Origin of the sequence: Kocuria atrinae C3-8 (genome assembly GCF_000286355.1) — a bacterium.
GTDB classification, from domain to species: domain Bacteria; phylum Actinomycetota; class Actinomycetes; order Actinomycetales; family Micrococcaceae; genus Kocuria; species Kocuria atrinae_A.
Genome location: NZ_AJXN01000112.1, coordinates 1 through 24,777, shown reverse-complemented (window position 1 = coordinate 24,777; position 24,777 = coordinate 1). Strand labels below are relative to the sequence as shown.

Genomic DNA, 24,777 nt, shown 5'->3' with positions numbered 1-24,777 from the left:
GAGGTGAGTCGTGGTCAGACGGTCAGCTTGCCGTCCAGCATGGTGACCTCACGGTCGGCCATGTCCACGAACTCCAGGTCGTGGGTGACCACCACGGTGGCCAAGTCGAATTTGCGGGTGAGGTTCTTGAGCAGTTGCATGACCTCGGCCGAGCGCTGCTGGTCCAGAGCGGACGTGGGTTCGTCCACCAGGAGCAGCTTGGGTTCGCCCATGAGCGCACGAGCAATGATGACGCGCTGCCGCTGACCACCGGAGAGCTCGTGCGGGCGGCGTCGCCCGGCGTCCTCCAGACCTACCAGCTCGAGCAATTGCTGGGCGCGCTCGCGAGCCTGTCGTTTGGCCGCACCGCGAGCGCCGCGGATGTGGCTGGTCACGACCAACTGGTCCACGGCCTTGAGCGAGGGAATCAGATTGGGCTGCTGGAACACCGTGCCCACCTCGTTGCGGCGCAGGCGAGCGCGTTCCTTCTCGGAAAGTCCCCCCACGGAGGTCTCCCCGATCAGAACCTCACCGGTGCTCGGCTTGAGCAGGGTCGAGGCCACGGCCAGCAGCGACGACTTACCCGAACCCGACGGGCCGGTCAGCGCGGTCATGGTGCCGGGAACGGCCGCCAGGGACACGCTGTCGAGCGCGGTGATGGTGCGGGGAGCGCCGTCGGGACCCTTGCCATCCGGGTAGGACAGCGTGACATCGCGAAGCTCGAAAGCGGGTGCGGCCACGGCTCGATCCTGGTCGTTCCAAGGTGCGGTGTGAGTGGTGGTGGTCATGTCAGTTACCTCCCAGGGCAATCATGGGGTCGACTTTGGCAACGCGGCGCACGGCGAGCAGCGAACCGACGATGCCCAAAAGCAGCACGCCGAGCGCCGGCACGGCCACGGCGGCCAGCGAGAACAGGAACGGAACAGCGGTGACCTGCGTGGCCACGAGCCAACCCATCAGGCCACCCACCAGGCGCCGATGATTACGCCCAGGCCGACCACCAGCGTGGCCTGCACCAGGGAATCGCGCACCAGGTAACCGCGCGACGCGCCCAGGGCACGCAGCACGGCGACGTCGCGGGTGCGCTGAACGGTCCACACCGTGATGAACGAAATCACCACGAGCGCCGAGATTCCGTACAGGAACGCCTGCATGAGCATGAGCGAGCCGTTCTCGGAGGAATAGGACGGAATGGCCTGGAACGACTCGCGGGTCGTCTGGGTCATCGTGTCGACCCGCTCATCCAGGTTGGTGGCGATCTTGTCCATCTGAGCGGAATCGGTGCCGTCCGCGAACTGGATCATGATCTCCGTGCCCACGGTGGCGGTGGGCTGGTGAGCGACCGCGAGCGCGTCCGGATCGGTCAACCAGGCGACGGGCAGGTGACTGTAGAACTCGTCCTGCACGAAACCGACGACCTCGAGATCCTTGCCGCCAATACCCACGGTGTCACCCAGGCCGATGCCCAAATCCTCGGTGTAGGACTCCGACAGCACGATCTGGCCGTCCTCGGGGCGGTGCTGACCGTCGAGCAGGTCGACCTTCTGCGCGAACATCGAATCCTCGGGCAGGCCCATTACGGCCCCGGTGGTCACCTTGGAATCCGACCCCACCTGGGTCAGCGTGACCACGAGCGGTTCGGCATGCTCGACCGCGGGCTCGGCGGTCCAGGCGTCCAGCTGCTCCTGGGTGATCTGCGAGGTGGTGAACGAGGGCATTTCCTCCGTGCCCTCGGCGGGGCCGAACACGATGCGCTGAGCGTCCAGCGTTTCCAACGCGGCGGTGTTCTGCTTGCCCAACCCGTTGGTCAGCCCGCTCAACATGATCAGGAGAATGGTGATCAGGGCGACCACCGACGCCACCAGGCTACACGCCCCTTGGCGAAAACGATGTCTCTCACCGAGACGAACATGGGTACCTCCGGTCCCTTCACGACAGATTTCTTCCATTTCAGGTTCCCGGAAATCCGCTGCGGTCACATCACGCATCCGAGCGACCTACCGTTGCCGTTGAGTTGAGCCCACAATCCACCTTTTGATGGATCTGCCGCTCGGGTTGGCCGCGTATGCTGCCCTAGCGAGACCGACGACGCCGCCGCGGCGCGGTGATCGCGACGTCGCGGCGTCGCGGTCTAGACGCAAGACTCCCGATCCGGAACGGAAGGCAGACTCAGGTGGAAACCACATCGACCGCCCGGGTGCTGCGAGTACTCCGCTTGGCCCTGCACGTGAGTTTCGCGGGGCTGTTGTTCCTGGGCGTGCTGCGCATGGCCTCGGATCCGCCCATGAAGTTCGTGTGGTCCCTCTGCCTCGCGTGCCTGCTGGCGGCGGTCTACCTGGTGGGAACCGTGTGGGAGAACCGGTACGCCCACGGTCGCAGCGATCGAAACCCCCGCTTCCTGGCCATTCCGTGGCTCGCGGTGATCTCTGTGCTGTGGGCGCCCTGGTTCTGATGAGCGCGGACTTCATTTCCGTGGCTTTTCCCCTCTTCTTCCTCTTCTTGTTGTTACTCCCCCGGGCCGTGGCGCTGGCGTGTGTCGTTGCTATGACGGGTGTGGTGATCCTGTCGCAGCGACTGCACATCGGAGCCGACGAGTTCACTTCCGCCATGGTCTACGGACCGTGCTGGGAACGGTGTTCGCCGTCATCATGGCGTCCTCGTACCGGGCCATGTACCAGGACGTGCTGCGATATCAGCGCACGTTGACGGCCCTTGAAAACACGCGCTCGGAATTGGCACGTACCGAGCGCGCCGCCGGCCAGGCCACCGAACGCGAACGCTTGGCACGAGAAATTCACGACACCCTGGCCCAGGGGCTGTCCTCGATCGTGCTGATGTCCCGCGCCGCCCGGTCCTCACTGTCCGAAGATGACGTACGGCGCACTGATGAACGGCTGGGCACCATTGAGACCGCCGCGTCCGAGAACCTCGCCGAGGCCCGCCGGTTCGTCCACAACCTCTCATCCCCCGCCCTGGCGGTTCCGCTCGCTGATGCCCTGCGGCAACTATGTGAGCGAACACTGAACAGGCCCGGGCTCGCGGGGAGGATCTCACGGTGACGTTCACGGAGGACGGCACAGGACAAGCCGACTTTGCCCAACAAACCGTGCTGTTGCGAGCAGTCCAGACTCTCCTGGCCAATGTGGCCTCCCACGCACACGCTCGCCAGGCTGTGGTCAGCCTGTCCTGGTGGGATCACGACGTGAGCGTGGACGTGGTCGACAACGGGGTCGGCTTCAACCCGGATCGCTTGCCGCCCCGTGACGCGTCCAACGGCTTCGGCCTACCCGGTCTGCACGAGCGCGTGACCGCGGCCGGTGGCACCGCCACCGTTGAATCCGCAACGGGAGACGGCACGGCGGTCAATGTGCGACTTCCCCTCAATCCCCCGCACGTTAATACCTCCCCCAGGGTCGTGGACCCAGCATCCGACAGCGCAGCACCCCTGCACTCCCCCGACAGCGACCTCCCCGGAGAATCATCATGAGCACACGAGTACTACTGGTCGACGACCACCCCGTGGTGCGTGCCGGTCTGCGCGCCGTTCTGGAAGGCCTACCCGGAATTACCGTGGTCGCAGAAGCGCGCGATGCCCTGTCCGCTCAACAGCGGTCCCGCCACGATGACATCGACGTAGTGGTCATGGACATCCAGATGGGCCCCGGACCCACCGGGATCGACGCCACCCGAGCCATCCGTGCCGCCGGCGGGCCACCCGTATTGATCCTCACGACCTACGACACGCAGTCGGACATCCTCTCTGCACTGGAGGCGGGTGCCACGGGCTATTTGCTCAAGGACGCACCGGAGGACACGTTGCGACAGGCCGTTCTCGACGCCGCCGCTAACCGCCCGGTACTTTCCCCGCAAGTAACCGCACAATTAGTGATGCGCACCACAAAACCCGCCTCGGCTTTATCGCCGCGTGAAATTGAAATACTTGAATTGGCAGCGACGGGGGCCAGCAACCGCAGCATGGCAAAACAATTGTTCATATCCGAGGCAACTGTGAAAACGCATCTAGTTCATGTTTACAACAAACTCAATGTCGACAATCGGACAGCAGCCATCGACAGGGCCAGACAACAACGAATCATCTGACACCTGTCCCCCAAAAGGCCTCTGTAACTTGGGGTGATGTCCCCAGCAGGGTGGATTTTAGTGCACTATCTGTGCCTATACTCTTAACAACGCACACTGACTGGGATTGGGCTCTCGGTCAGCGAGTTAAAGCGCACAGGGACGCGCGAGTGTGGGGGACTTTCAGTAAGCAACCTTTGGGGAGAGGTTGAGAGTCTTCTACGCTCTTTATCACTCGTAGAAGGACCGATCACCAACATGATCGTTGCGATCATTCCTGCCCATAACGAAGCACAAAGTATTCAAGGCACTATTACGTCCTTGTTACATCAAACACATTCACCGGATCGAATTCTGGTGGTTTCCGACAACTCCACCGACAACACGGTGGAGATCGCACGGGCCGCGGGGGCGGACGTGATGGAGAGTGTCGACAACACGCACCGCAAGGCCGGTGCGCTCAATCAGGCCCTCGAGGTCGTCTCGGCCATGAACCCGCGGCACGTGATGGTCATGGACGCGGACACCCAACTGGCACCGCGATTCATCGAGATCGCCCTCGAGCGGCTGCGCGACCCCAAGATGGGCGCAGTGGGCGCCGTGTTCGGCGGTGTGGACCCCGAGGGGTATCTGCAGTACATGCAGCGCCTCGAATGGGCCCGCTACGCCGAACAGATCGAACGCACGGATCAGACCTTCGTGCTGTCCGGCACGGCCGCGCTGATCCGTTGGGAAGCCATGGAAGCGGTCAAGGAGCACTTCGGTCGTTACTACGACCTGGGTTCCATCACCGAGGACATGCGCCTGACCCTGGATCTGAAGACCGTGGGATACCGCTTGTGCTCGCCGGTCGAGTGCGAGTCCACCACCGAGATGATGCCGTCAGTCAAGCTGCTGTTCCTGCAGCGCCGCCGCTGGTACTTGGGTGCGCTCCAGAACGTCACCGCCTACGGCATCACGCGCGTCTCGGCCCCGTACTGGCGTCAGCAGCTCATGCTGTGCCTGTCCGTGGGGCTCATGTCCCTGTACCTGACGCTCACGACCATGTCCCTGGTGTTCGGCTGGTTCGCTCTGAACCCGTTCTGGCTCGCAGTGGGCGCCGTGTTCGCCGTGGAGCGCACCGTCACGGTGTGGAAGCTCGGCTGGAAGGCCCGCTTCACCGCGGCACTCGTACTCCCCGAACTGATTTATGCACTGATCCTGCAGTCCGCCTTTGTCGCGGCTGTACACCAACACCTCACGGGCCAGACCGGCTCGTGGCACCACGTAGAAGTAGAGGAAGGTACCCCCGTCAATGTACTGCGCTGATTTTTCCCAGGCCATGCCCGTAGCCGCTGCAGGACTCGCAGGCGTGAGTCTCACCGTTTCACAGAACATCCTGTCCGTAGGAGTTCTGTTCTTTGCCACGCTCGCACTGATCACCACCGTGCGCTCGGTGTGGTTCACCGTGCGTAAGCGCCGCCGCGGCCGCCATGCTGCCGCCACCGATTCCGCCGTGCTCGACACACTGCAGTACTACCGGAACCGCCGTCTCCAGGAGGCGCAGCCCCAGGAGCTCGCGGCTAATCCCGCAGTAAGGCTTCTGCCTGCTCCACGCATTCGTGCACGCTGGCGGCCCGTCGTTCAATTCCTTGGACGCGCGGGTCGCTTTTGCTTTCCCCATCCGTTCGGTTCGCCGACGACGCCGCGAACCGCGCCATGGTCAGTGCCTCCGCCGTCTGCGCCATGGCGTTTCCGCCGCGGGACAACTGTCGGTGCACATCCGAGAGGTAGCCGCCTTTGGATGCGGGGATGTCTTGGGTTTCCGAGGGCGCTCGGCGATGGGCTTCCATGCAGACTTCACGTACTCGCGGCAAGAGATCCGCGAGGTCATTGGCGATCGGGATGCTCCCGCCCGGAGGACCGGATCGGTTACGCCCTCCAGCATCTGGTGGTACCGGTCCAGGCCTCGTTGGAACCGATCATGAGCTCGCCGCCAGACGCCGCGGCCCAGTTCCTGGTCATCGCGGCGCGTAGCAACGTAATCGCGCAAGAAACCCACGCAGTGCCCTTTCATGCATGAACCGCCGCGTCCAAGACGCGGCGGTTCATGGTATCGCTTCAGCAGCATTCACCTCGCGAGCTGCGGCCCTCAGGCCCACAAAACGCTACAGCTGTCCCGCTCACCCGACGTGTTACGGAGTCAGCAGCACCTTGCCGATGTGCGAACCCGAGTCGAAGTACTCGTGCGCGTCACGGACCTGCTCCAGCGGAAAGGTTTTGTCCATGATGGGTCGGACGGCTCCCGAGTTGACGTGGGGCCACACGATTTGGCGCACCGCACCCATGATCTGGGCCTTCTCGCTCAGCGGGCGGGCGCGCAGTGTGGTCCCGATGACAGCTCCCCGCTTGGACATCAGGCGACCGATATTCAGCTCACCCTTGACGCCGCCCTGCATGCCGATGATGGTGATGCGGCCGTTGTTCGCCAGTGCCTTGACGTTGGGCTCCAGGTACTTGGCGCCCATGACATCGAGAATCACGTCCGCCCCGTGGCCGTCGGTCAGTTCCTTGACCCGTTCCACGAAGTCTTCATCCTTGTACTTGATGGCCGTGGCTCCGAGTTCGGTCACGAAATCAGCCTTCTCCTGGCTGCCGACCGTGGCCAACACGGTGAGCCCCAGAGCCTTGGCCACCTGAATCGCGTGGGTTCCGATACCGCCGGCGCGCCGTGTACGAGCAGCGTCTCCCCCTCGCGCGCGGCTGCGGCCATGAACACGTTGGAGAACACGGTCGCGGCGACCTCGGGCAGCCGCCGCCTCCACCAAGTCCATGCCCACCGGGGCGGGCAGCACCTGCGGCCACGGTGCGACGACCTTTTCCGCATAACCGCCGGAATCCAGCAGGGCTACGACCTTGTCTCCCACGTTGAGTCCCGCCTCAGACGGCACATCAGGGCCGAGTTCGGCAACGGTTCCCGAAACCTCGAGGCCGAACACATCGGTCGCGTCCGGAGGCACGGGGTAGTTACCCTGCCGCTGCAGCACGTCCGCGCGATTGATACCCGCAGCCGCCACCTCGATCAGCACGCCATCCCCCGTGACCGAGGGTTCGTCGATCTCCGTGATCTTCAGGACCTCGGGGCCACCCGATTCAATATCTCGCACCGCGCGCATGGGTTCTCCTTCTCGCTGGTTGTCTACCTACTCCCTCCATCCTGACGCGGATTCGCGGTCTCGGCTAGATTCCGACGCCGCTCGGCCGGTTCGCCACGCGCGTCACCGGCCCGAGCGGCGTCGTATTGGCCCTGCGCCGTGGTCACGTGGAATAATGACGTGTCGTTCGCGACCGCCCCCGCGGGCGGCCGCGAACGGTCAGGAAGGTTGTCCGAGCGGCCTAAGGAGCTGGTCTTGAAAACCAGTGTGCGGTAACCCCGTACCAAGGGTTCAAATCCCTTACCTTCCGCCCATGACGAAGGCCCCGGCGCTCTCATTCAGGAGCACCGGGGCCTTCGTGGTTCACGGCGATGATCTGTGGTTCCTTATCCCCGATTTCTTACCTGATTTCGGTAATAGGGAACCTTAAATCGCAGGCGGTGGCGCTAGAAGCCCACTGCCTGACGGATTTCGTCGCTGATCCGCTCGAGGCGGGATGTAGCTTCCGCTCGCGGAATCTCGGCGCCCTCTTCGACCGGCAGGACCACTTCCAGGTAGCACTTGAGCTTGGGCTCGGTGCCGGACGGGCGAACGATCACGCGGTCGTCGGCCTCGGTGCGCAGGAGCACACCCTCGGTGGGGAGCAGTTCGGGGCCGCCCTTGGACAGATCGGTGTACTCGATCACCGGGGAGCCGGCCAGTTCCGCGGGAGGGTTCTCGCGCAGTCGCTGCATTCCCTGCGGGATCAGTTCCAGATCGGCCACACGGAAGGTCAGAGGAGCAGTCGCGTAGAGCCCGTGCAGACGCGCAAGTCGGTCCAGTTCACCCTGCACCGTGGCGCTGGAGTGCTTGAGCCGGTCCACATATGAGGCCACGCGCACGGCGGTGGTGATGCCGTCCTTGTCGCGCACCGCGAGCGGGTCGGTGCAGTACCCGATGGCCTCTTCGTAACCGAACCGCAGGCCGGGTGCACGGGCGATCCACTTGAAGCCGGTCAGGGTCTGACGGAACTTCAGCCCGTGATGCTCCGCGATCCGTCCGAGCAAGCGCCCGGAGACGATCGAGCAGGCCAGAGTCTCGCCGCTGCGTTCTGGGTCCGACGCCGCGTGCTCACCCAACAGCGCGCCCAGCTCGTCACCGGTGAGTCGCCGCCACGTGGTTTCACCGTCTTCCGAGGTGCTCGGAATCGCGATGGCACAGCGGTCGGCATCCGGATCGAGTGCAATGACCACGTCCGCGTTCTCCGCCGAGCCCAGCGCAACGGCCAGGTCCATGGCGCCCGGCTCCTCGGGGTTCGGGAAGACCACAGTGGGGAACTCGGGATCAGGTTGAGCCTGTTCCGGAACTACCGTGACGTTCGGGAATCCAGCTCGTTCCAACACACGAACGGCAGTCTCCCCACCCACGCCGTGCATGGGGGTCAGGACGATGCGCACGTCAGAGGGTTCATCCGTGCCGCGCAGTGATGCCGCACGGTTGATGTACCCCTCGAGCAGTGAGTCATCCGCCCACTCCACACCGGCCTCATCCCGCGGCACCTGATTGGCGGGCGGGGCCGCCGCAATGCGCTCGGCGATGTGAGCGTCATCCGGGGGCACGATCTGCACGCCGCGCTCGTCGTCCGAGTTCACTGCACGTCCGCCCAGGTACACCTTGTACCCGTTGTCCGCCGGAGGGTTGTGGGAGGCCGTGACCATCACGCCCGCGTCCGCCCCGAGTTCCCGCACGGCATAGGCCACCACGGGAGTGGGTAGCTGGGCGGGCAACCGAATGGCCTGGCAACCTGCGGCAGCGAGGACGGCGGCGGCGTCGGCGGCGAAATCCTCCGAACCGTGGCGGGCGTCGCAACCGACGACCACCACGGGCCGCTCCCCCACCCGTTCGTTGAGGAATGCCGCGAGACCGGCGGTGGCGCGAATGACCACCGCACGGTTCATGCGGGATTCACCCGCGCCAACGGCGGCACGCAGACCGGCCGTACCGAACATGAGCGGACCCGCGAAACGAGACGCGAGATCCTCCAGGGCGGCCTGGTCATTCGACTCAGCACTGGCCACGAGCGTTTCGAGCGCGGCACGAGTGGTCGGGTCCGGATCCTGCTCGATCCAGCTGCGGACAGACGATAAGAGTTCAGCGGTCATGCGTACCTCCGCGGGGTGAGCGAGCGAATCAGTCGGACAGGCCGTCGAGTACGGCGCGCGAGCCGGAGAGGCCCAGTCGGGTGGCCCCGGCCTCGACCATGGCCAGCGCCGTGGCGGTGTCCCGGATGCCGCCGGAGGCCTTGACGCCCAGGCGGCCGCCCACGGTGTCCGCCATGAGACGCACGGCCTCGACCGACGCACCGCCGGCCGGGTGGAAGCCCGTGGAGGTCTTCACGAAGTCCGCACCCGCGGCCTCAGAAGCCTTGCACGCGGCCACGATTTCGTCATCGGTGAGCGCTGCGGACTCGATGATGACCTTGAGCACCACGTTCGACGGGCACGCCTCGCGCACCGCGGCGATCTCCGCCTGCACGCCGTCCCAATCGCCGGCCTTGGCCAGCCCCAGATTGATGACCATGTCCACTTCGTCCACGCCAGCGGCCACGGAATCCGCGGCCTCCGCAGCCTTCACGGCAGCGGCATGCGCGCCGGAGGGGAAACCGCACACGGTGGCCAGCTTGACTCCCTCGGGCAGGTTCACATCCAGCTGGGACGGTGAGACGCAGATGGAGAACGTGCCCAGCTCACCGGCCTCGCGGGCCAGCTCAGCCACCTGCTCGGCCGTGGCCTCCGGCTTGAGCAGCGTGTGATCGATCATGGTGGCCAGTTCGGCGCGGGTGGTCATGAATTAACTCCTTGGTTCGGTGAGCCGGGCGGTGGGTGAGGTCAGGAAATCCGGTCGAGCACGACGTCGTCGCGCGCGCCGGTGCCCTCGACCGCCTGGGGATCGATGGTGTAGCCGCCGCGCAGGGAATCCAGCGCGCGGTCGAAACGGTCCGGGGTGTCCGTGTGCAGGGTGAACAGCTTCTGCCCCTTGCTGATCTTGTCGCCGGGTACCGCATGGATCTCGACGCCGGCACCGGCCTGCACGGGATCCTGCTGGCGAGCGCGGCCCGCACCCAGACGCCACGAGGCGACACCCACGGCGAGCGCGTCCATTTCGGTCATGACGCCGTCCTCGTCGGCGGTGACCTCGTGCGTGTCGGTGGCCACGGCAACGGGCGTCCGGATCGCCGCCCTGCGCGGAGATCATGCGCTTCCAGGAGTCCATGGCGCGGCCGTCCTTGAGGGCTTCCTCAACATCGGGGTCCTTGACGCCGGCGGCCTCCAGCATTTCCTTGGCCAGGGCCACGGTCAGGCGGACGACGTCGCTCGGGCCGCCACCTGCCAAGACCTCCACGGACTCGCGGACTTCCAGGGCGTTGCCCACAGTGAGGCCCAGCGGGCGGGACATATCGGTCAGCAGCGCCACAGTGTTCACGCCGGCGTCGGTGCCGAGGTCGACCATGGTGCGCGCGAGTTCGCGGGCATCGGCTTCCTTCTTCATGAACGCGCCCGGGCCCACCTTGACGTCCAGGACCAGGGCCCCGGTGCCCTCGGCGATCTTCTTGGACATGATCGAGGAGGCGATCAGCGGGATGCAGTCCACGGTGGAGGTGATGTCACGCAGGGCGTAGAGCTTCTTGTCCGCGGGAGCCAGACCGGAACCGGCGGCGCAGATCACAGCACCCACGTCCTCCAGGATCTCCATCATGCGGTCATTGGTCAGGTCCGCCTGCCAGCCGGAGATGGCTTCGAGCTTGTCCAGCGTGCCGCCGGTGTGGCCCAGTCCGCGGCCGGACAACTGCGGGACGGCCACGCCGTAGGAAGCGACCAGGGGCGCAGCGGCAGGGTGATCTTGTCCCCCACGCCACCGGTCGAGTGCTTGTCGGTGGTGGCCTTGGACAGGGCCTTGAAGTTCATGGTTTCGCCGGAGTTGATCATGGCCTGCGTCCAGCGGGCGATCTCCTCGCGATCCATGCCGTTGAGGAAGATCGCCATGGCCAGAGCCGACATCTGCTCGTCCGCGACAACACCGCGGGTGTAGGCGTCCACCATCCAGTCGATGCGTCCATGGGCAACTTCTGACGGTCTCGCTTGATACGGATGACATCTACAGCGTCGTAGGCCTCGACCACCGCGATCACTCCCTCGGGATTGGGGTTCGAAAACTCGTGTTCCTGGCTTGTGGAACCGGTGTTCACATCCTAAGCTGCTCATGAGAAATTTTGTCAATCACTCTTTTGACAAATGTTCGCGCCGCTACGGCGCCCATGTGAAGGCAGGATCATCGTGGATCGCTTCCAAGGCCTGATTGGCATTGTGCTCATTCTGGGCATCATCATCCTTCTCTCCAGACACCGCAGCGCCATCAAGTGGCGCACCCTGGCTGTGGGCCTGGCCCTGCAGATCGGTGTGGCCCTGTTGATCCTGAAATGGGGACCCGGTTTCGAGGCCCTCAAGTGGTTCTCCGGTCTGGTGCAGGGACTCATCTCGTTCACCGATCAGGCACGTCCTTCGTGTTCGGTGGGTTGTTCGGTGAGAACAGCGGATTCGTGTTCGCGCTGAACGTGCTCCCCGTGATCATCTTCCTGGGTGCGCTCATCGGTGCGCTGTACTACCTGCGCGTGGTACAGCTCTTCGTGCACCTGCTGGGTACCGCGCTCAACAAGATCATGGGCACGTCCAAAATCGAGTCCGTGTTCGCCTCCACCGTGATCTTCCTGGGGCAGAGTGAAGCCCCGCTGATGATCAAGCCGTACATCAGCAAGCTGACCCGCTCCGAGCTCTTCGCGTGCATGACCGGTGGTTTCGCCGCCGTGGCCGGCTCCACCCTGGTGGGCTACTCGCTGCTGGGCGCTCCGCTGCCCTATCTTCTGGCCGCAGCGTGATGAACGCTCCGGGTTCGCTACTCGTGGCCAAGGCCCTGATGCCCGAGACCGAGAAGTCCGTGGCCTCCGTCAACGTGCTCAAGGTGCGCGACACCGAGTCCAAGAACCTCATCGACGCCATCGGCACCGGCGCCATGAGCGGCGGCAAGATCGCCGTGATCGTGGGCTGCCTGCTTATCGCGTTCATTGCCCTGATCGGCATGGTCTCCGCGGTCCTCGGTTGGTTCGGTGGCCTGTTCGGTTTCGAAGGCTGGTCCTTGGAGGGCCTGTTCGGCATCATCTTCGCCCGCTCGCGTGGGCGCTGGGCGTGCCCTGGAACGACGCCGCCATGGTCGGCAACTTCATCGGCCAGAAGACCATTCTCAACGAGTTCGTGGGCTACACCTCATTCGGTCCGGAGATCCCCAACATGGATCCCCAGTCCGTGCTGATCACCACGTTCGCCCTGGCCGGTTTCGCCAACCTGTCCTCGATCGCCATCCAGATCGGTTCGATCGGTGGTCTGGCACCGGATCGCCGCGGCGACGTCGCACAGATGGGCCTGTTCGCCCTGTTCGCGGGCTTCCTGACCAACATGCTCAACGCAGCACTGGTGGGTGTCATCCTGGGGCTTTGATCCCCGCTGATCACCACCTTTCACGAACGAGAGACCCCCATGTCATTGAGCCCCAGAGATGTCCAGGGACTGAGCGCCGCTCGCCTCTACTACGAGCGCGGTTTGTCCCAGGGAGATGTGGCCCGTGAACTGGGGGTCTCTCGTCCTACGGTTTCCAAGCTGATCCAGCACGCCAAGGACCGAGGGTTCGTGACCATCGAGATTCACGATCCCCGCCGGGTGTCCACCGCGGTGGCTGATCAGCTGCGCGAGCGTTTCGGCCTGGCCGAGGCGCGGGTGATCACCAGCCAGCCCACCGAGGAAGAGTTGGTCCGCGAGTTGGGTGCCGTGGGCGCGCTCACGCTCGAGGAAAACGTTGCCGACGGCGATCTGGTCGGCATCACGTGGGGCCGCACCTTACACGCGGTGGCCCGGTCCCTCAAACACCAGAACTGCCACGGGGTCCAGGTGGTCCAGCTCAAGGGCGGGGCCACGCTGACCTCCCGTTCCACGAGTCACTACGAGACCATTCGACTGTTCTGCGAAGCGTTCAACGCCTACCCGCAGACCCTGCCGCTCCCGGTCATCTTCGACAACGCAGAGGTCAAGCGCGTGGTCGAAGAAGATCGGCACATCAAACACATCCTGGACCTGGGGCGTGATGCCCCGACCGCCATCTTCACGGTGGGCACCATGAGTCCCGAGTCCACGCTGTTGAAACTCGGCTATCTCTCCGAGACCGAACAATCCGCACTGTTGGACAACGCCGTGGGCGACATCTGCTCACGCTTTATCGATGAGCAGGGAGAGCCGTGCCTGCCGGAGCTCGAGGAACGCACGGTGGCGGTGTCCCTCCAAAACCTGCGGGCTAAACAGACCCGGATCTGCGTGGCCGGTGGGCAGCAGAAGGTCCGCCCGTTGAAGGCCGCACTGGGCGCCGGGTACGTATCCCACCTGGTCACCGACGAGGACACCGCCCGGGCCGTTCTCGCCTGATCCGACACCGTTCTGCAGCTGCTTCAGCGCGTCGGTGCCGTGTGTCATATTGGGCTCAAGATCCCGCAATGACGCGCGGGTCATGATGCACAAGGAGAACTCCGTGGCCCCTTCCGGCACCCACACCGTGGCCCATGTGGTGGGCACTGTTCTGGCCGAGCTGGGCGCCGGTCACTGCTTTGGCGTGGTGGGGAGCGGGAATTTCGAGATGACCGCGGCGCTGCGCCGGGCCGGTGTGCCGTTCACCGCTGCGCGCCACGAGGGCGGTGCGGCCATGATGGCCGACGGGTATGCACGCATGTCCGGCCGGGTTGCCGTGCTCTCCACCCACCAGGCTGCGGACTGACCAACGCGCTCACGGGCATTGCCGAGGCCGCCAAGAGTCGAACTCCTCTGATCGTGGTCACAGCGGACACTGCGGGCGCTGCGGTGCGGTCGAACTTCAACGTGGACCAGGACTCTCTCGCCCGCAGCGTGGGTGCGTTCCGGAACGGGTGCACTCCCCCGCGAGCGCCGTTGCCGATGTGGTGCGGTCCTACCGAACGGCCCTGACAGAACGACGGACCGTGGTGCTGTCAGTGCCCACGGACATTCAACAGGCAACGGTCGACTTCGACCCCGCTCTACTTCCCTCGGTGACGACCGCGCAGCCGGTGCGGCCATCACGAGAGGCTGTGACCGAACTTGCCCGTCTGCTGAGCCAGGCCAAGAAACCCGTGTTCGTGGCCGGTCGCGGCGCACGTCATGCGGCGCACCAGCTGAGGGAACTGGCCGAGGCGTCCGGAGCGCTTTTGGCCACCTCTGCTGTGGCTCACGGGCTGTTCCACCACGACCCGTTCAATCTGGGCATTTCGGGTGGTTTCTCATCCCCTTTCACCGCGGCCACCGTGGCGGACGCGGATTTGATCGTCGGGTGGGGTTGCACCCTGAACATGTGGACCATGCGGCACGGAACTCTGATCGGCCCGGACACGACGGTCGTCCAAGTGGATACGGAACTGGATGCCCTGGGCGCCAACCGCCCCATCGATCTCGGTGTGCTCGGTGACTGCGCGGAAACCGCAACCGAGGCGATAGAGGTTCTGAGCGGCGTCGGCGGCGATACGTGGCGAACCCCTGAAATGGCACAGCGGATCGAGTCGCATGCACGGTGGGCCAGCGAGCCGATCGAGGACCTTTCCACGGAGACCCACATCGACCCGCGCGTGTTCTCGCGTGAGGTCAACAAGCTCCTGCCGGTTGAACGGGTGGTTTCCGTGGATTCGGGCAACTTCATGGGCTACCCCAGCGCATATCTGGACGTCCCGGATGAATTCGGCTTCTGCTTCACGCAGGCGTTCCAGTCCATCGGACTGGGGCTGGGGACCGCCATCGGAGCGGCGCTCGCGCAACCTGAGCGGCTCCCTGTGCTCGCCACCGGAGACGGCGGCTTTCTGATGGCCATTTCCGAGCTAGAAACGGCCGTGCGCCTGGCACTGCCACTGGTGGTGCTGGTCTACAACGACTCCGCGTACGGTGCCGAGATCCATCACTTCGATCAAGCCTCGGACGACGACCTTGAGACCGTGTCCTTCCCGGACACGGACATCGCCGAGATCGCCCGTGGCTACGGTGCCCACGGAGTGACCGTGCAGAATATCTCGGATCTTTCCGGCGTCACCGACTGGCTCAATGGAGCGCGCGATACTCCGCTGGTCGTGGACGCGCGCATCGCGTCGGACGGCGGAGCCTGGTGGCTCGCCGAAGCGTTCAAGGGCCACTGAGCACCCCGCATCATCAACCGATCCATTCCCTCAGCAGACATCCGTCACCATTCATAGGCATAGACAAGGAGCACGCCGTGGGCGTCATCTCGCAACTCACCCGGGCACTGACCGATCAGCAGGTTCGATTGGTCGATCTCACCAACAAGCTCAGCGCCGCCACACCCACGCTGGAGCTGCCGGAACCGTTTTCCAATCTGATCGACTTTTCCCTGGAGGAAGTGTCGGCCTACAACGAGCCCGGTCCCTTCTGGAAACACCACAACATCCACACCGGTGAGCACATCGGCACCCACATCGACGCGCCCGTGCACTGGGCCACGGGCCGAGAGGGCAAGGACGTCTCGCAGATCGAACCCGCCCGGTTGATCGGGCCGGCCGTGGTGTTGGACTTCACGGCGCAGGCCGAGAAGGACGCGGACTTCTTGGTGGACGTTTCCCACATTCAGGAGTGGGAGGCCGAGCACGGTGCCATCCCGGACAACGCCTGGGTGTTGTTCCGCACCGGTTGGGATCGATTCGCTCAGGATCGGGATGCCTTCTTGAACAAGGACGAGAACGGACCCCACAGCCCCGGTTTCACCGTGGAGTGCGCGCGTTGGCTCGGCGAGGAACGAGCGATCTCGGGTGTGGGTGTCGAGACCGTGGGCATCGACGCCGGAGCCGCCGGCGCACTGGATCCGGCCTTCCCCATGCACTACTACCTGCTGGGCAACGACAAGTACGGCATCACGTCGCTGCAGAACCTCGGTGAGCTACCGCCTACCGGGACACTGCTGGTGGTTGCACCGCTGCCCATCGAGGGTGGCACCGGCAGCCCGTCGCGCGTCTACGCGTTGGTGGACGCTGAGTAGTTCTCCCGGGCAGTTGACCGATTGAGGGTTGACCAATTGAGCTCGGAGCCTCTGTAGCCCCGTTGGACGAGTCCGTTGCGGCCCGCAGTAGGTGGCCGGAGCCGGTTACTCCGCCAGGATCGCCTGCGCCACCTGATCCGCGTCCGCGATAGTGCGGGCACCCAGGTGCGCGGGTGATTCCGCTTCCGCGGCAATCGAGACTCCCCACTGCACGGAGGACAGCTGTAGACCCAGTACGAAGATCCCTGGTTCCACGGCATCCTTCTGCCCCACCACGCGATAGGCGAATGCGCCGGTTCCGAGTTTGAGACCGCCCAGCGCGGTGTCGTCACGGCGAGCGCTCGCGCTCACGTCCAGACCCGTGCTCGTGACGGGGCTGGCGCCGTCGCGGGTTTCCATGAGCTTGCCGCGGACCAATCCCCGCTCGTGCATGTTGGACAGCAGCGGCGAGATGTTGCGGTGCACGTCGTTGGTGGGTGACATGGCCTCGATGAGCCAGCGAGCGCGCACGGGCGCATCACTGACCCACGGTGACGCTGCCACGAAGCAACCTTCGTTGCGGTCCACCACAAAGCGCGGTTCGGGACCGAGGAACCGCACCACACCCGCCCGCGTGAGAGCGGCCAGCTGCTGGATGCGCAGCACGGGCGGGCCCGAAGCCAGGCCCTCCACGAACGGTTCGAAATCGCGACGCAGCTCGTTGACCCATGATGAGTCCGAAATTCCGGCTTCCGCCAGCACGCACTTGAGGACGGTGCGGGCGGCGTTGAGGGATGCGATGGCCATCTTCACTGGGTCGTCTTCACCCTGCAGCGATCCGTGAACGTCACGATCCAGGTAGTGCACGACGGCAGCGGCGTACTCGTCGTGGCTGCCGAAGTTGATGTCCTCGAAGGGCCGCGCCAAACGTTCCTGCTGCAGCTGCCGACCCGGCACCACGGAGGCCGAGACCAAGGCCTCGACGCGCTGGGCCCAGCGAGCGCCGTCGTCATCAAGAAGGATGGCGTCCAACTTGCGCACGAACTCGCCTGCGGGCTGGGTGAAGGCATCCGGGGAGGTGCGCGCCAGGACGCGGTAGTAGTTCCAATTGGCGTCCTTGCGGATCAGGGGCCACAAGTCACGCTCGAAGGACAGTTGTTCGGCGCTGGCGTCGAGCAGTTCCTGGACCGCCTCGAGTGTGAAGAACCTGGTTTCCAGGGTGTGCGCGTAGTACCCCTCGAGCTGCGGCTTGGCGCGGTAGGGCGTGCCGCGGCGGGAGCCCGCGACGATGTGCGGTTCTTGCCCGGAGGGGCGGTAGATCAACCGCTCCGGGTTGTTCGTATCCGGTTCGAACGTGCCGCCGCGGCCTTCGGTGAGCTGGGCGAGCGCGTCGCAGAAGTTCAGTCCCATGCCCCGCACCAGCACGGTTTCCTGCTCGGGAACCTCACTCCACCAGGCATCGGCCGGCACGGTGGGCGGCCAGTACGTCAGTCCGTGTTCGGCGGCGCCGTCCACCAGTTCTTTCTGACCGGGTCGCAGGTGGGCGTCAAGGTGCCCCAGTGCGAGCACCACGCGTCCGCGGGGATCGATTGGCCTCCGGCGAGCTCCACGGCGTAGCGGTGCCTCGCCTCTTCCTGAACCCACGCGTCCACGGCCTCGGCACGATGCACGGTAAGCGTCACGTTGCTCGGCAGGTGGTTGTTGAGGGTCGTAAAGGTCCACTCCAGATACCGCCCGTAGATGGCGCGGGGCGGGAAGTCCTGCGAGGTCAGCGCCGCCAGCGCGTCGCGTTCGGCCTGGTCCAGGGCGACCACCGGGGTGATGCTGCCGTCGACGACGCCGCGGCGCCACCTGTCGAAGCTCATGTTCCGCACCTCGACCAGCGGGTCCACAGCCAGGGCGCGTCCGGCGCGATCACCGTGGGGAACAGGGACGGGGTGTTCATCAGGAACAACAGCGACTGGTCGGTGCGCCACACGTGGCCGGCCCCGGGAGGGAAGGGGTCCACCAGATCGATGTGCACCCGGGCGCGTGTCCGTGCCGCCTGCGCCGTCAGCCGTTCCACTGCGGAGAGCCCTCGGGACCCGCACCTACCACTACCACTCGTCGCTGACTCACCATGACCACCAGGATAACGAGCCATCTGTGCGTGTCTCACCCCGCCCGTAGCATGGGGCCCATGGTCCCCACTTCTACTTCTCTCACTAATCTCGAGGATGAGCTCGTCGATGAGTTTTTGTGGCTCGAGGACATTCACGGCGAGCGCCCCATGGAATGGGTACGGGAGCAGAACCAGCGAACCGAAACACTGGTGGACGGCCCTGAGCTGACGTCCATGACGGAACGCGTCCTGGGTGTGATGGACAGCCCCTCTCGTATTGCGGCCGTCACCAAGCACGGTCCGTACTACTACAACTTCTGGCGCGACGCCCAGCACCCGCGCGGGCTGTGGCGGCGCACCACGTGGGACTCGTGGCTCAGCGAGAGCCCGGAATGGGACGTCTTGCTGGACGTGGATGAGTTGGCGCGCACCGAGAACGTGGACTGGGTGTTCTCCGGGGCCCGGTTGTTGCGCCCGCAGTACACGGACGGCCAGTGGCGCCGGGTTCTGGTCCGGCTCTCCCCGGACGGCGGCGATGCCGTGCGCACGCGCGAATTCGATCTGGAGACCCGGGAGTTCGTGGCCGGGGGCTTCGATGTCCCCACGGCCAAGTCGTCGGTCTCCTGGGTGGATGCGGACACCGTCTTCGTGGCCACCGACACGGGTCCAGGGTCCATGACCGAATCCTCGTACCCCCGCCAGGTGCGCCGGGTCTCGCGCGGCCAGAAGATCGTCGATGCTCCGGTGATTTTCGAAGTGCCCGTGGACCATGCCCAGGCAGCGGTCTACAAGGACCACACACCCGGCCTCGAACGTGTCGTGGCCATGGATCTTGTGGATTTCTTCACCGTGCGCACACACGTGTGGAGCGAGGATCAGTGGGTTGAGCTGGACCTGGATCCCACCGTGAGCGTGGACCTCCACGAACAGTGGCTCCTGATGCGCCCGCGGCACACACTGGAACTCAACGGGACCGAGTACCCCGCCGGCTGTCTGCTCGCCGCGAACCTCCAAGCGTTCATGAATGGTGACCGCTCCGTGGAACCCGTTTTTACCCCGGACGCACGCTCGAGTTTGGAGGGGTGGTCCTGGGCCCGCGACCACCTGATCCTCAACACCCTGCGCGATGTCTCCTCCGCGCTCTACTCCACGGTGCCGGGAGAGTGGGAGCTCACTCCCCTGCCCGGCATCCCGCCGCTGCACAGCGCTTCCGCGTGGGCCGTGGACGATGAGGATCCCGAGGTCGGCAACGACTACTTCTTCTCGGTCACGGGATTCCTCACGCCCTCCTCGCTGGGCCGCGGTTCCCTACCCGATCTCTCGGGGCCCACCACCGACGGCGCTGCGGACTGTACCGCACGCGAGACGAGCGAGCCCGAGATCCTGAAGCGAGCGCCGTCGTTCTTCGACGCGCAGGGTCTGGAGGTGACCCAGCATTTCGCCACGTCCGCGGATGGTACGCGCGTGCCGTATTTCCAGGTGGGCCCGCGCAATCTGGAGCTGGACGGGCTGAACCCCACGCTGCTCAGCGGCTACGGAGGATTCGAGGTCTCCCGCACCCCGGGATATTCGGGAGCCACCGGGATCACCTGGTTGACCCGAGAGGACCAGCGCGGTCGCACGGGCGTCTACGTGGTGGCCAATATTCGCGGTGGTGGCGAATACGGGCCGTCGTGGCACACCGCCGCCCTCAAAGAAAACCGCCACCGTGCGTACGAGGATTTCGCGGCGGTCGCGGAGGATCTGCATCGACGCCGCGTGTGTACCGCCAGGAAACTCGCGTGCGCCGGCGGCTCCAACGGCGGACTGCTGGTGGGCAACATGCTGACCACCTACCCGGAGCTGTTCGGGCGGTCTCGTGCGGTGTGCCGCTACTGGACATGCGCCGTTACACCAAGCTCTCGGCCGGAGCGTCGTGGATCGCCGAATACGGTGACCCCGACCAGCCGGAGCAGTGGGAGTACATTCGCACGTTCTCCCCCTACCACCTGCTGTCACCCGTGATGTGTTATCCGCCCGCTCTGATCTGGACCGCAACCTCCGATGATCGGGTGGGGCCGGTTCAGGCACGCAAGATGGCCGCCAAAATGCTCGACCAGGGTCACAAGAACGTGTGGTTCCACGAGGCCACGGACGGTGGCCACGCGGGCGCTTCGGACAACCGGCAGGCTGCCGCGCTTCACGCACGTTCCCACGAGTTCATGTGGCAGATGCTCGAAAATTTGAAAGGCCGTTAACCAATGACCAGGCGGCATGGTTATTCTGGCTGACGGCCCTGGTACAGATCTGCCAACGGGCACACCCTCAAGACTTTCAATCGTTGGAGATCATCCTTGCCTTCTTCACCCTCTCAACCCGCATCGGGCGGCACCGCGGAACACCCACCGCAGACCGCTCCGGGCGCAATGGGAACCATTGCTGTTCTGCTGATCGCGGCCTTCGTGGTCATCCTGAACGAAACCATTTTGAACGTGGCACTCCCCCACCTGATGGAGGACCTCCACGTGGACGCTGCGACCGTGCAGTGGGTGGCCACCGCGTTCATGCTGACCATGGCCGTGGTCATTCCGACCACGGGCTTCCTGCTGCAGAAGTTCTCCACGCGAGCCGTTTTCGGCCTGGCGATGGGGTCTTTCGCGCTGGGTACCCTCCTGGCTGCCCTGACCCCCAGCTTCACCATTCTGTTGGTGGCCCGCGTGATTCAGGCCTTCGGTTCGGCCATCATGCTGCCGTTGCTGATGACCACCATCCTCACCCTGGTTCCCAAGGAGCGGCGTGGACTGGTCATGGGCAACGTGTCCATCGTGATCTCCGTGGCACCCGCTCTGGGCCCCACGATCTCCGGTTTCATCCTGGGTCACTTCCCGTGGCGCAGCATTTTCTGGTTCGTGCTGCCCATCGCCGTGCTCGCCTTGATCATCGGTCTGACCCGCTTGAAGGACGTCGGATCACGCGGTGAACTGCGCTTGGACGTGCTCTCGGTCCTGCTGTCCGTCTTCGGGTTCGGCCTCTTGGTGCACGGGCTGTCCACGGTGGGTGCGGGTGGAACGCAGGGTGGCGACTCCGATTCCTTCATGGGCTGGGCAACTTCCGCCGGTGGCGGTGCGGTGATCCTGGCACTCGGAGTCCTGCTCGTAGCGGCGTTCGCGCTGCGTCAGCTCCAGTTGCAGCGCAAGAACAACCCCTTCCTGGACCTGCGCACCTTCAAGCACCGCGACTTCACCGTGTCCGTGGCACTGATGGCCATCGCCATGATGACGCTGTTCGGCGGAGTGATCGTGCTCCCGCTGTACCTGCAGACCATTCGCGGTCTGGACACGCTCCAGACCGGTCTGATCCTGCTGCCGGGCGGTCTGATCATGGGTCTCTTGGGTCCGGTGATCGGCCGGTTGTTCGACGCCTACGGACCCGCCCGTTGGCCGTGCCCGGTGCGGCGCTGCTGACGTTCGTCATGTTCAACTTCTCGCGGCTGCAGGCTGACACCGCCGTGTGGTGGATTGTCACTCTTCAGGTTGCGATGTCCATTGGCCTGGCCATGATCTTCACCCCGGCGTTCACCTCCGGCCTGAACCCGCTGCCGCCCAACCTCTACTCGCACGGTTCGGCAACGCTGTCCACGCTGCAGCAGGTGGCAGGCGCGGCCGGTACCGCGCTGTTGGTCGGCATCATGCAGGCCGGTACCACGGTCATCCAGAACCCCGACGGATCCACGACCACGGACGCCATTCCCGGCGTTCACACGGCGTTCCTCACGGCCACCGCGTTGGGTGTCGTGGCGTTCGTGCTGACCCTGTTCATGCGCAAGGCCACCCCGGAGAACACCCGCGTGACGATCGAGGGTTCCGAACCGGCCGCGCACTAAACCGGTTCCGTTCCCGTTCGTTCCCGGACACACGTAGGCCCCGCTTGTCTGGCGGGGCCCTACGTGTGTCCGGACTCGTGACGGTTGGTCAGGGAGGGTTGGTCACAGGCGCCTACTCACGATCCCACGAGCGGTGGAACGGTCATCAGAGTCGCGTCACCTTCACTCCGCCGCGCGGGGTCCAGGTGTACTGGGTCCGCACTCCGGTCTTGATGTTGAGGAAGCGTTGGTACGTACCGGTCGAGGTCTTGACTTCGCCGGTGGTCGGGTACCCGGCTTTGGCCTCGTAGCCGTTGCGCGCCCAGGTCTGGCCGATGCCCGAACGCTCCACGATCGGGTTGGCACGGCTGCGCGAGCTCCACAGGATCTTGGTGGTCTTGTTCGTCTGCGGGTTCACGAAGGTTTGGTACGCACCACCCGTGGAGGTCGGTTGTTCGTTGTTGAACGGAATGCCCACTCCCCGAGCGCCACCCAGCGAGACGTGCCTGGCCCCGATGCCCGTCCAGGTCTTCACCTCACGTGCACCCGTGCGGGAGGACCAGTAGATCTTGGTGGCCCGGCCGTTCTTCACGAATGTCTGCACCACTCCACCCACGCCGGTGCTCTGCTCACCGGTGGTCGGCGGTCCGTACACAGCGGCCCCGCCCCGGGAATTGTAGTAAGTCGCGATGGCGCCGCGCGCCGTCGGCGCCACCGCGCGTGCGGCACGGTTCGCGTCCACCTTGCGGTAGCCGCTCACATTGACTCCGGTGTTACGCAGGGTGTTACGGATGGATTCCACGCCCAGGTTCGGGTTGCGTTCCTTCATCAGCGCAATCACACCGGACACGTGCGGGGCCGCCATGGACGTTCCGCTCAGATCGCCGTACGTGGGCGAACCCAGCTCGAACTTTCCGGTGTTGACCGTGGACCAAATCTGGGCGTTGGTATCGCCGCCCGGCGCCACCACATCCACCATCGGCCCCCAGTTCGAATAGCCGGTCATCCGGTTATGGGACGACGTCGCTCCCACCACGATCGCGCCACCACAGTTGGCCGGCGAGGCCAGATTCGCACTCTTGCGCGCGTTGCCCGCCGCCACCACGAGCGGAACGCCGATCTGGTGCATCCGATTGACCGCGTTCTGCATCACGGGTGCGCAGGTCGAGGCGTCCCAGGCTTCGGAGAGATTGACCACCTTGGCGGGGGTCGTGTTCCGCGGGACTCCCGGAATGGCAATGCCGGCCGACCACATCACGCCGTCGGCGATGTCCGAGACGTAGCCGCGACCATCGGCACCCAGGACGCGTGCGTGCTGGATCCGGGCGTCCGGGGCGACCCCGGCAATGCCGGTGCGGTTGTTCGTGTGGGCCGCCGCAATGCCCGCGACGTGCGCACCATGCCACCAGCTGGGTCGACCCGGGCTCCAGTCGCCCATGTCCTGGGGGTTGCTGTCTCGGCCGTTGCCGTCGCGTGAGTGATAGAGGTCGGACAGGAAGTCGTAGCCGCGGACCGTGCGCTGGTTGAGGTCCGGGTGATTGATCTGGCCGGTATCCGCGATGCCGATCACCACGCCGTCCCCGGTGCCTGCCACCAGGCGCCGGGCACGCCGATGTTTCTGGCCCCATTGGTAACCCCAGTAGCGGTCGTTCGGGGTTGACCCTGCGTGCGCGGCGAGTGCATTGACCACGATCTGGTCCGGCTCTGCGGATTCGACGGCCGGGTCTTCCTCGATGGTTTCGACCGCCGCTTCCTGCTCGGCCTTGCTGAGCATCGTGTCGGATTCCACGACGTCCTAAGCGTTACCGGTGGTCTTGACGATTTCCGGGTCCTCGATCTCGGTGGTCGTTTCCACCTCGGTCAGGACCTCTTCCTTCTGGACTTCTGGAACTTCGTCCTTGAATTTCACGACGATGCGGTCTGTTTCCGGCAACACCGTGCCCTGGGCGCCGGTTCCCCTACCGAGCGACCCGATGCCACCCACGGTGGGCGGTTGGACTTGTGCTTGTTGTTCCGGTGACGGACCCTCGGGTGGCGCAGCGACGGCCGGCGCGGCCGTGGCGATCAACAGCGCCGACAGTGAGAGTGTGAGAAAGGATCGTTTGGAGCTCTTTTTCATGGTTTCCCCCTAGGAAACAGCCCCCTGTCGCCGTGATCAGCGCTGACCCTCACTGGCTGATGCTCGTAGGCAGGAATTCCGAACTGCTGGTGGCTCGGAGTTTACACCTGCAAATCCCATTTAAGTGACCCACGGCACGACTGAGGGCCTCACATTTCACATGTGAGGCCCTCAGATTTTTGGCGGAGACGGGGGTGTCTAGAGTCAGGACATCGTTGACAGTCCTGGCGTTGGTAACCACCCCATGACCGTTGACAGGTGAGCCGGGACATCGTTGACACAAACCGGCCCGTGATCGTTGACAGGTGAGTCGGGACATCATTGACACCCTCGGGACAGTGACGATGGTCAATGGGAAGCACAACACGACATCTGGTCATCGTCCGCTCCGTACGCGATCAACGCCTCACCGTGGCCCAGGCCG

21 protein-coding genes, 1 tRNA gene and 5 pseudogenes are annotated in these 24,777 nt (G+C 64.9%); 14 read left to right on the top strand and 13 right to left on the bottom strand.

Going from position 1 to position 24,777, the window contains the following annotated elements:
* Window positions 1-14: 14 nt before the first annotated feature.
* Genes YO9_RS0112330 through YO9_RS0112325 form a run of 3 tightly spaced genes read right to left on the bottom strand, consistent with a single transcriptional unit; the run spans window position 15 to window position 1,832 of the window.
* Entirely contained in the window at window positions 15-767 is a 753-nt protein-coding gene (locus YO9_RS0112330) for an ABC transporter ATP-binding protein (RefSeq protein WP_016997768.1), read from the bottom strand.
* A 1-nt stretch (window position 768) separates the two neighbouring features.
* Entirely contained in the window at window positions 769-936 is a 168-nt protein-coding gene (locus YO9_RS18475) for a hypothetical protein (protein WP_223286511.1), read from the bottom strand.
* On the bottom strand, window positions 936-1,832 hold the full coding sequence (locus tag YO9_RS0112325; protein WP_223286510.1) for an ABC transporter permease: 897 nt from the start codon (window positions 1,830-1,832) through the stop codon (window positions 936-938). Before YO9_RS0112325 ends, YO9_RS18475 begins: the two co-directional genes overlap by 1 nt.
* 320 nt (window positions 1,833-2,152) lie before the next feature.
* On the opposite strand from YO9_RS0112325, the gene YO9_RS18470 reads away from it, so the two are divergent.
* From YO9_RS18470 to YO9_RS0112310, 5 genes are all read left to right on the top strand, one after another.
* Entirely contained in the window at window positions 2,153-2,431 is a 279-nt protein-coding gene (locus tag YO9_RS18470) for a hypothetical protein (RefSeq protein ID WP_223286509.1), read from the top strand.
* Window positions 2,432-2,600: 169 nt separating this feature from the next.
* On the top strand, window positions 2,601-3,038 hold the full coding sequence (locus YO9_RS18465) for a sensor histidine kinase (protein WP_223286508.1): 438 nt from the start codon (window positions 2,601-2,603) through the stop codon (window positions 3,036-3,038).
* On the top strand, window positions 3,035-3,466 hold the full coding sequence (locus tag YO9_RS18460; protein ID WP_016997767.1) for an ATP-binding protein: 432 nt from the start codon (window positions 3,035-3,037) through the stop codon (window positions 3,464-3,466). The genes YO9_RS18465 and YO9_RS18460 overlap by 4 nt, the downstream gene beginning before the upstream one ends.
* Window positions 3,463-4,080, top strand: coding sequence for a response regulator (locus YO9_RS0112315; RefSeq protein WP_016997766.1), 618 nt, complete (start codon window positions 3,463-3,465; stop codon window positions 4,078-4,080). The genes YO9_RS18460 and YO9_RS0112315 overlap by 4 nt, the downstream gene beginning before the upstream one ends.
* A gap of 237 nt (window positions 4,081-4,317) precedes the next feature.
* Window positions 4,318-5,367, top strand: coding sequence for a glycosyltransferase family 2 protein (locus YO9_RS0112310; protein WP_031273221.1), 1,050 nt, complete (start codon window positions 4,318-4,320; stop codon window positions 5,365-5,367).
* 254 nt (window positions 5,368-5,621) lie between these two features.
* Here the strand turns inward: YO9_RS0112310 and YO9_RS20945 are convergent, their stop codons facing one another.
* Window positions 5,622-5,891 carry a hypothetical protein gene (locus YO9_RS20945; protein WP_016997764.1) on the bottom strand — a complete coding sequence of 90 codons (270 nt, stop codon included), beginning with the start codon at window positions 5,889-5,891 and terminating at the stop codon, window positions 5,622-5,624.
* 342 nt (window positions 5,892-6,233) lie between these two features.
* On the bottom strand, window positions 6,234-7,214 hold the full coding sequence (locus YO9_RS0112300; protein WP_223286507.1) for an NAD(P)H-quinone oxidoreductase: 981 nt from the start codon (window positions 7,212-7,214) through the stop codon (window positions 6,234-6,236).
* Window positions 7,215-7,415: 201 nt separating this feature from the next.
* Here YO9_RS0112300 and YO9_RS0112295 point away from each other — a divergent pair.
* Window positions 7,416-7,503: transfer RNA gene (locus YO9_RS0112295), tRNA-Ser, on the top strand.
* Window positions 7,504-7,639: 136 nt separating this feature from the next.
* Here the strand turns inward: YO9_RS0112295 and YO9_RS0112290 are convergent.
* The 3 genes and pseudogenes from YO9_RS0112290 to YO9_RS0112280 all read right to left on the bottom strand — a co-directional run bounded on the left by YO9_RS0112290 (window position 7,640) and on the right by YO9_RS0112280 (window position 11,352).
* Entirely contained in the window at window positions 7,640-9,334 is a 1,695-nt protein-coding gene (locus YO9_RS0112290; protein ID WP_016997763.1) for a phospho-sugar mutase, read from the bottom strand.
* 28 nt (window positions 9,335-9,362) lie between these two features.
* Window positions 9,363-10,019 carry a deoxyribose-phosphate aldolase gene (gene deoC, locus YO9_RS0112285; protein ID WP_016997762.1) on the bottom strand — a complete coding sequence of 219 codons (657 nt, stop codon included), beginning with the start codon at window positions 10,017-10,019 and terminating at the stop codon, window positions 9,363-9,365.
* A 41-nt stretch (window positions 10,020-10,060) separates the two neighbouring features.
* Window positions 10,061-11,352: pseudogene (locus YO9_RS0112280) on the bottom strand (thymidine phosphorylase).
* Window positions 11,353-11,506: 154 nt separating this feature from the next.
* Between YO9_RS0112280 and YO9_RS18455 the strand changes: the two are divergent.
* The 6 genes and pseudogenes from YO9_RS18455 (at window position 11,507) to YO9_RS0112260 (ending at window position 16,313) form a co-directional block, all read left to right on the top strand.
* Window positions 11,507-11,782 (top strand): Na+ dependent nucleoside transporter N-terminal domain-containing protein, encoded by a 276-nt coding sequence (locus YO9_RS18455; RefSeq protein ID WP_223286506.1) that lies wholly within the window; start codon window positions 11,507-11,509, stop codon window positions 11,780-11,782.
* Window positions 11,770-12,105 (top strand): nucleoside recognition domain-containing protein, encoded by a 336-nt coding sequence (locus YO9_RS18450; RefSeq protein WP_223286505.1) that lies wholly within the window; start codon window positions 11,770-11,772, stop codon window positions 12,103-12,105. Before YO9_RS18455 ends, YO9_RS18450 begins: the two co-directional genes overlap by 13 nt.
* Window positions 12,105-12,721 (top strand): annotated as a pseudogene (locus tag YO9_RS18445) (nucleoside transporter C-terminal domain-containing protein). The gene YO9_RS18450 and the pseudogene YO9_RS18445 overlap by 1 nt, the downstream one beginning before the upstream one ends.
* A 39-nt stretch (window positions 12,722-12,760) precedes the next feature.
* Window positions 12,761-13,696: a sugar-binding transcriptional regulator gene (locus YO9_RS0112270; RefSeq protein WP_016997759.1), complete on the top strand. Its 936-nt coding sequence runs from the start codon at window positions 12,761-12,763 to the stop codon at window positions 13,694-13,696.
* Window positions 13,697-13,781: 85 nt separating this feature from the next.
* Window positions 13,782-15,459: pseudogene (locus YO9_RS0112265) on the top strand (thiamine pyrophosphate-binding protein).
* A 77-nt stretch (window positions 15,460-15,536) separates the two neighbouring features.
* Window positions 15,537-16,313, top strand: a complete 777-nt coding sequence (locus YO9_RS0112260) for a cyclase family protein (protein WP_016997758.1) — start codon at window positions 15,537-15,539, stop codon at window positions 16,311-16,313.
* Window positions 16,314-16,418: 105 nt separating this feature from the next.
* Here YO9_RS0112260 and YO9_RS0112255 read toward each other — a convergent pair whose 3' ends face one another.
* The 3 genes from YO9_RS0112255 to YO9_RS20125 are packed head-to-tail and all read right to left on the bottom strand — an operon-like array spanning window position 16,419 to window position 18,357.
* On the bottom strand, window positions 16,419-17,864 hold the full coding sequence (locus tag YO9_RS0112255) for an FAD/NAD(P)-binding protein (protein ID WP_262925686.1): 1,446 nt from the start codon (window positions 17,862-17,864) through the stop codon (window positions 16,419-16,421).
* On the bottom strand, window positions 17,780-18,157 hold the full coding sequence (locus YO9_RS20130; RefSeq protein ID WP_262925685.1) for an FAD/NAD(P)-binding protein: 378 nt from the start codon (window positions 18,155-18,157) through the stop codon (window positions 17,780-17,782). The genes YO9_RS0112255 and YO9_RS20130 overlap by 85 nt, the downstream gene beginning before the upstream one ends.
* Window positions 18,154-18,357 carry an FAD/NAD(P)-binding protein gene (locus YO9_RS20125; protein WP_262925684.1) on the bottom strand — a complete coding sequence of 68 codons (204 nt, stop codon included), beginning with the start codon at window positions 18,355-18,357 and terminating at the stop codon, window positions 18,154-18,156. The genes YO9_RS20130 and YO9_RS20125 overlap by 4 nt, the downstream gene beginning before the upstream one ends.
* A gap of 105 nt (window positions 18,358-18,462) precedes the next feature.
* Here YO9_RS20125 and YO9_RS0112250 point away from each other — a divergent pair.
* A pseudogene (locus YO9_RS0112250) lies at window positions 18,463-20,630 on the top strand (prolyl oligopeptidase family serine peptidase).
* Between the two features lie 168 nt (window positions 20,631-20,798).
* Window positions 20,799-22,255: pseudogene (locus tag YO9_RS0112245) on the top strand (MDR family MFS transporter).
* A 145-nt stretch (window positions 22,256-22,400) separates the two neighbouring features.
* Here the strand turns inward: YO9_RS0112245 and YO9_RS0112240 are convergent.
* Both YO9_RS0112240 and YO9_RS0112235 read right to left on the bottom strand, forming a co-directional pair.
* Window positions 22,401-24,023, bottom strand: coding sequence for a S8 family serine peptidase (locus YO9_RS0112240; RefSeq protein WP_016997757.1), 1,623 nt, complete (start codon window positions 24,021-24,023; stop codon window positions 22,401-22,403).
* Window positions 24,024-24,029: 6 nt separating this feature from the next.
* The gene (locus tag YO9_RS0112235) at window positions 24,030-24,353 is read right to left on the bottom strand and encodes a hypothetical protein (RefSeq protein ID WP_016997756.1); all 324 of its coding nucleotides are present in this window, start codon (window positions 24,351-24,353) and stop codon (window positions 24,030-24,032) included.
* Window positions 24,354-24,777: the final 424 nt, after the last annotated feature.

Excerpts from the sequence above, each read along its gene's own strand:
- YO9_RS0112330 (WP_016997768.1), bottom strand. The coding sequence starts at position 767 with ATGACCACCACCACTCACACCGCACCTTGGAACGACCAGGATCGAGCC.
- YO9_RS18475 (WP_223286511.1), bottom strand. The coding sequence starts at position 936 with ATGGGTTGGCTCGTGGCCACGCAGGTCACCGCTGTTCCGTTCCTGTTC.
- YO9_RS0112315 (WP_016997766.1), top strand. The coding sequence starts at position 3,463 with ATGAGCACACGAGTACTACTGGTCGACGACCACCCCGTGGTGCGTGCC.
- YO9_RS0112310 (WP_031273221.1), top strand. The coding sequence starts at position 4,318 with ATGATCGTTGCGATCATTCCTGCCCATAACGAAGCACAAAGTATTCAA.
- YO9_RS20945 (WP_016997764.1), bottom strand. The coding sequence starts at position 5,891 with ATGGAAGCCCATCGCCGAGCGCCCTCGGAAACCCAAGACATCCCCGCA.
- YO9_RS0112300 (WP_223286507.1), bottom strand. The coding sequence starts at position 7,214 with ATGCGCGCGGTGCGAGATATTGAATCGGGTGGCCCCGAGGTCCTGAAG.
- YO9_RS0112290 (WP_016997763.1), bottom strand. The coding sequence starts at position 9,334 with ATGACCGCTGAACTCTTATCGTCTGTCCGCAGCTGGATCGAGCAGGAT.
- deoC (WP_016997762.1), bottom strand. The coding sequence starts at position 10,019 with ATGACCACCCGCGCCGAACTGGCCACCATGATCGATCACACGCTGCTC.
- YO9_RS0112270 (WP_016997759.1), top strand. The coding sequence starts at position 12,761 with ATGTCATTGAGCCCCAGAGATGTCCAGGGACTGAGCGCCGCTCGCCTC.
- YO9_RS20130 (WP_262925685.1), bottom strand. The coding sequence starts at position 18,157 with ATGAGCTTCGACAGGTGGCGCCGCGGCGTCGTCGACGGCAGCATCACC.
- YO9_RS0112235 (WP_016997756.1), bottom strand. The coding sequence starts at position 24,353 with ATGAAAAAGAGCTCCAAACGATCCTTTCTCACACTCTCACTGTCGGCG.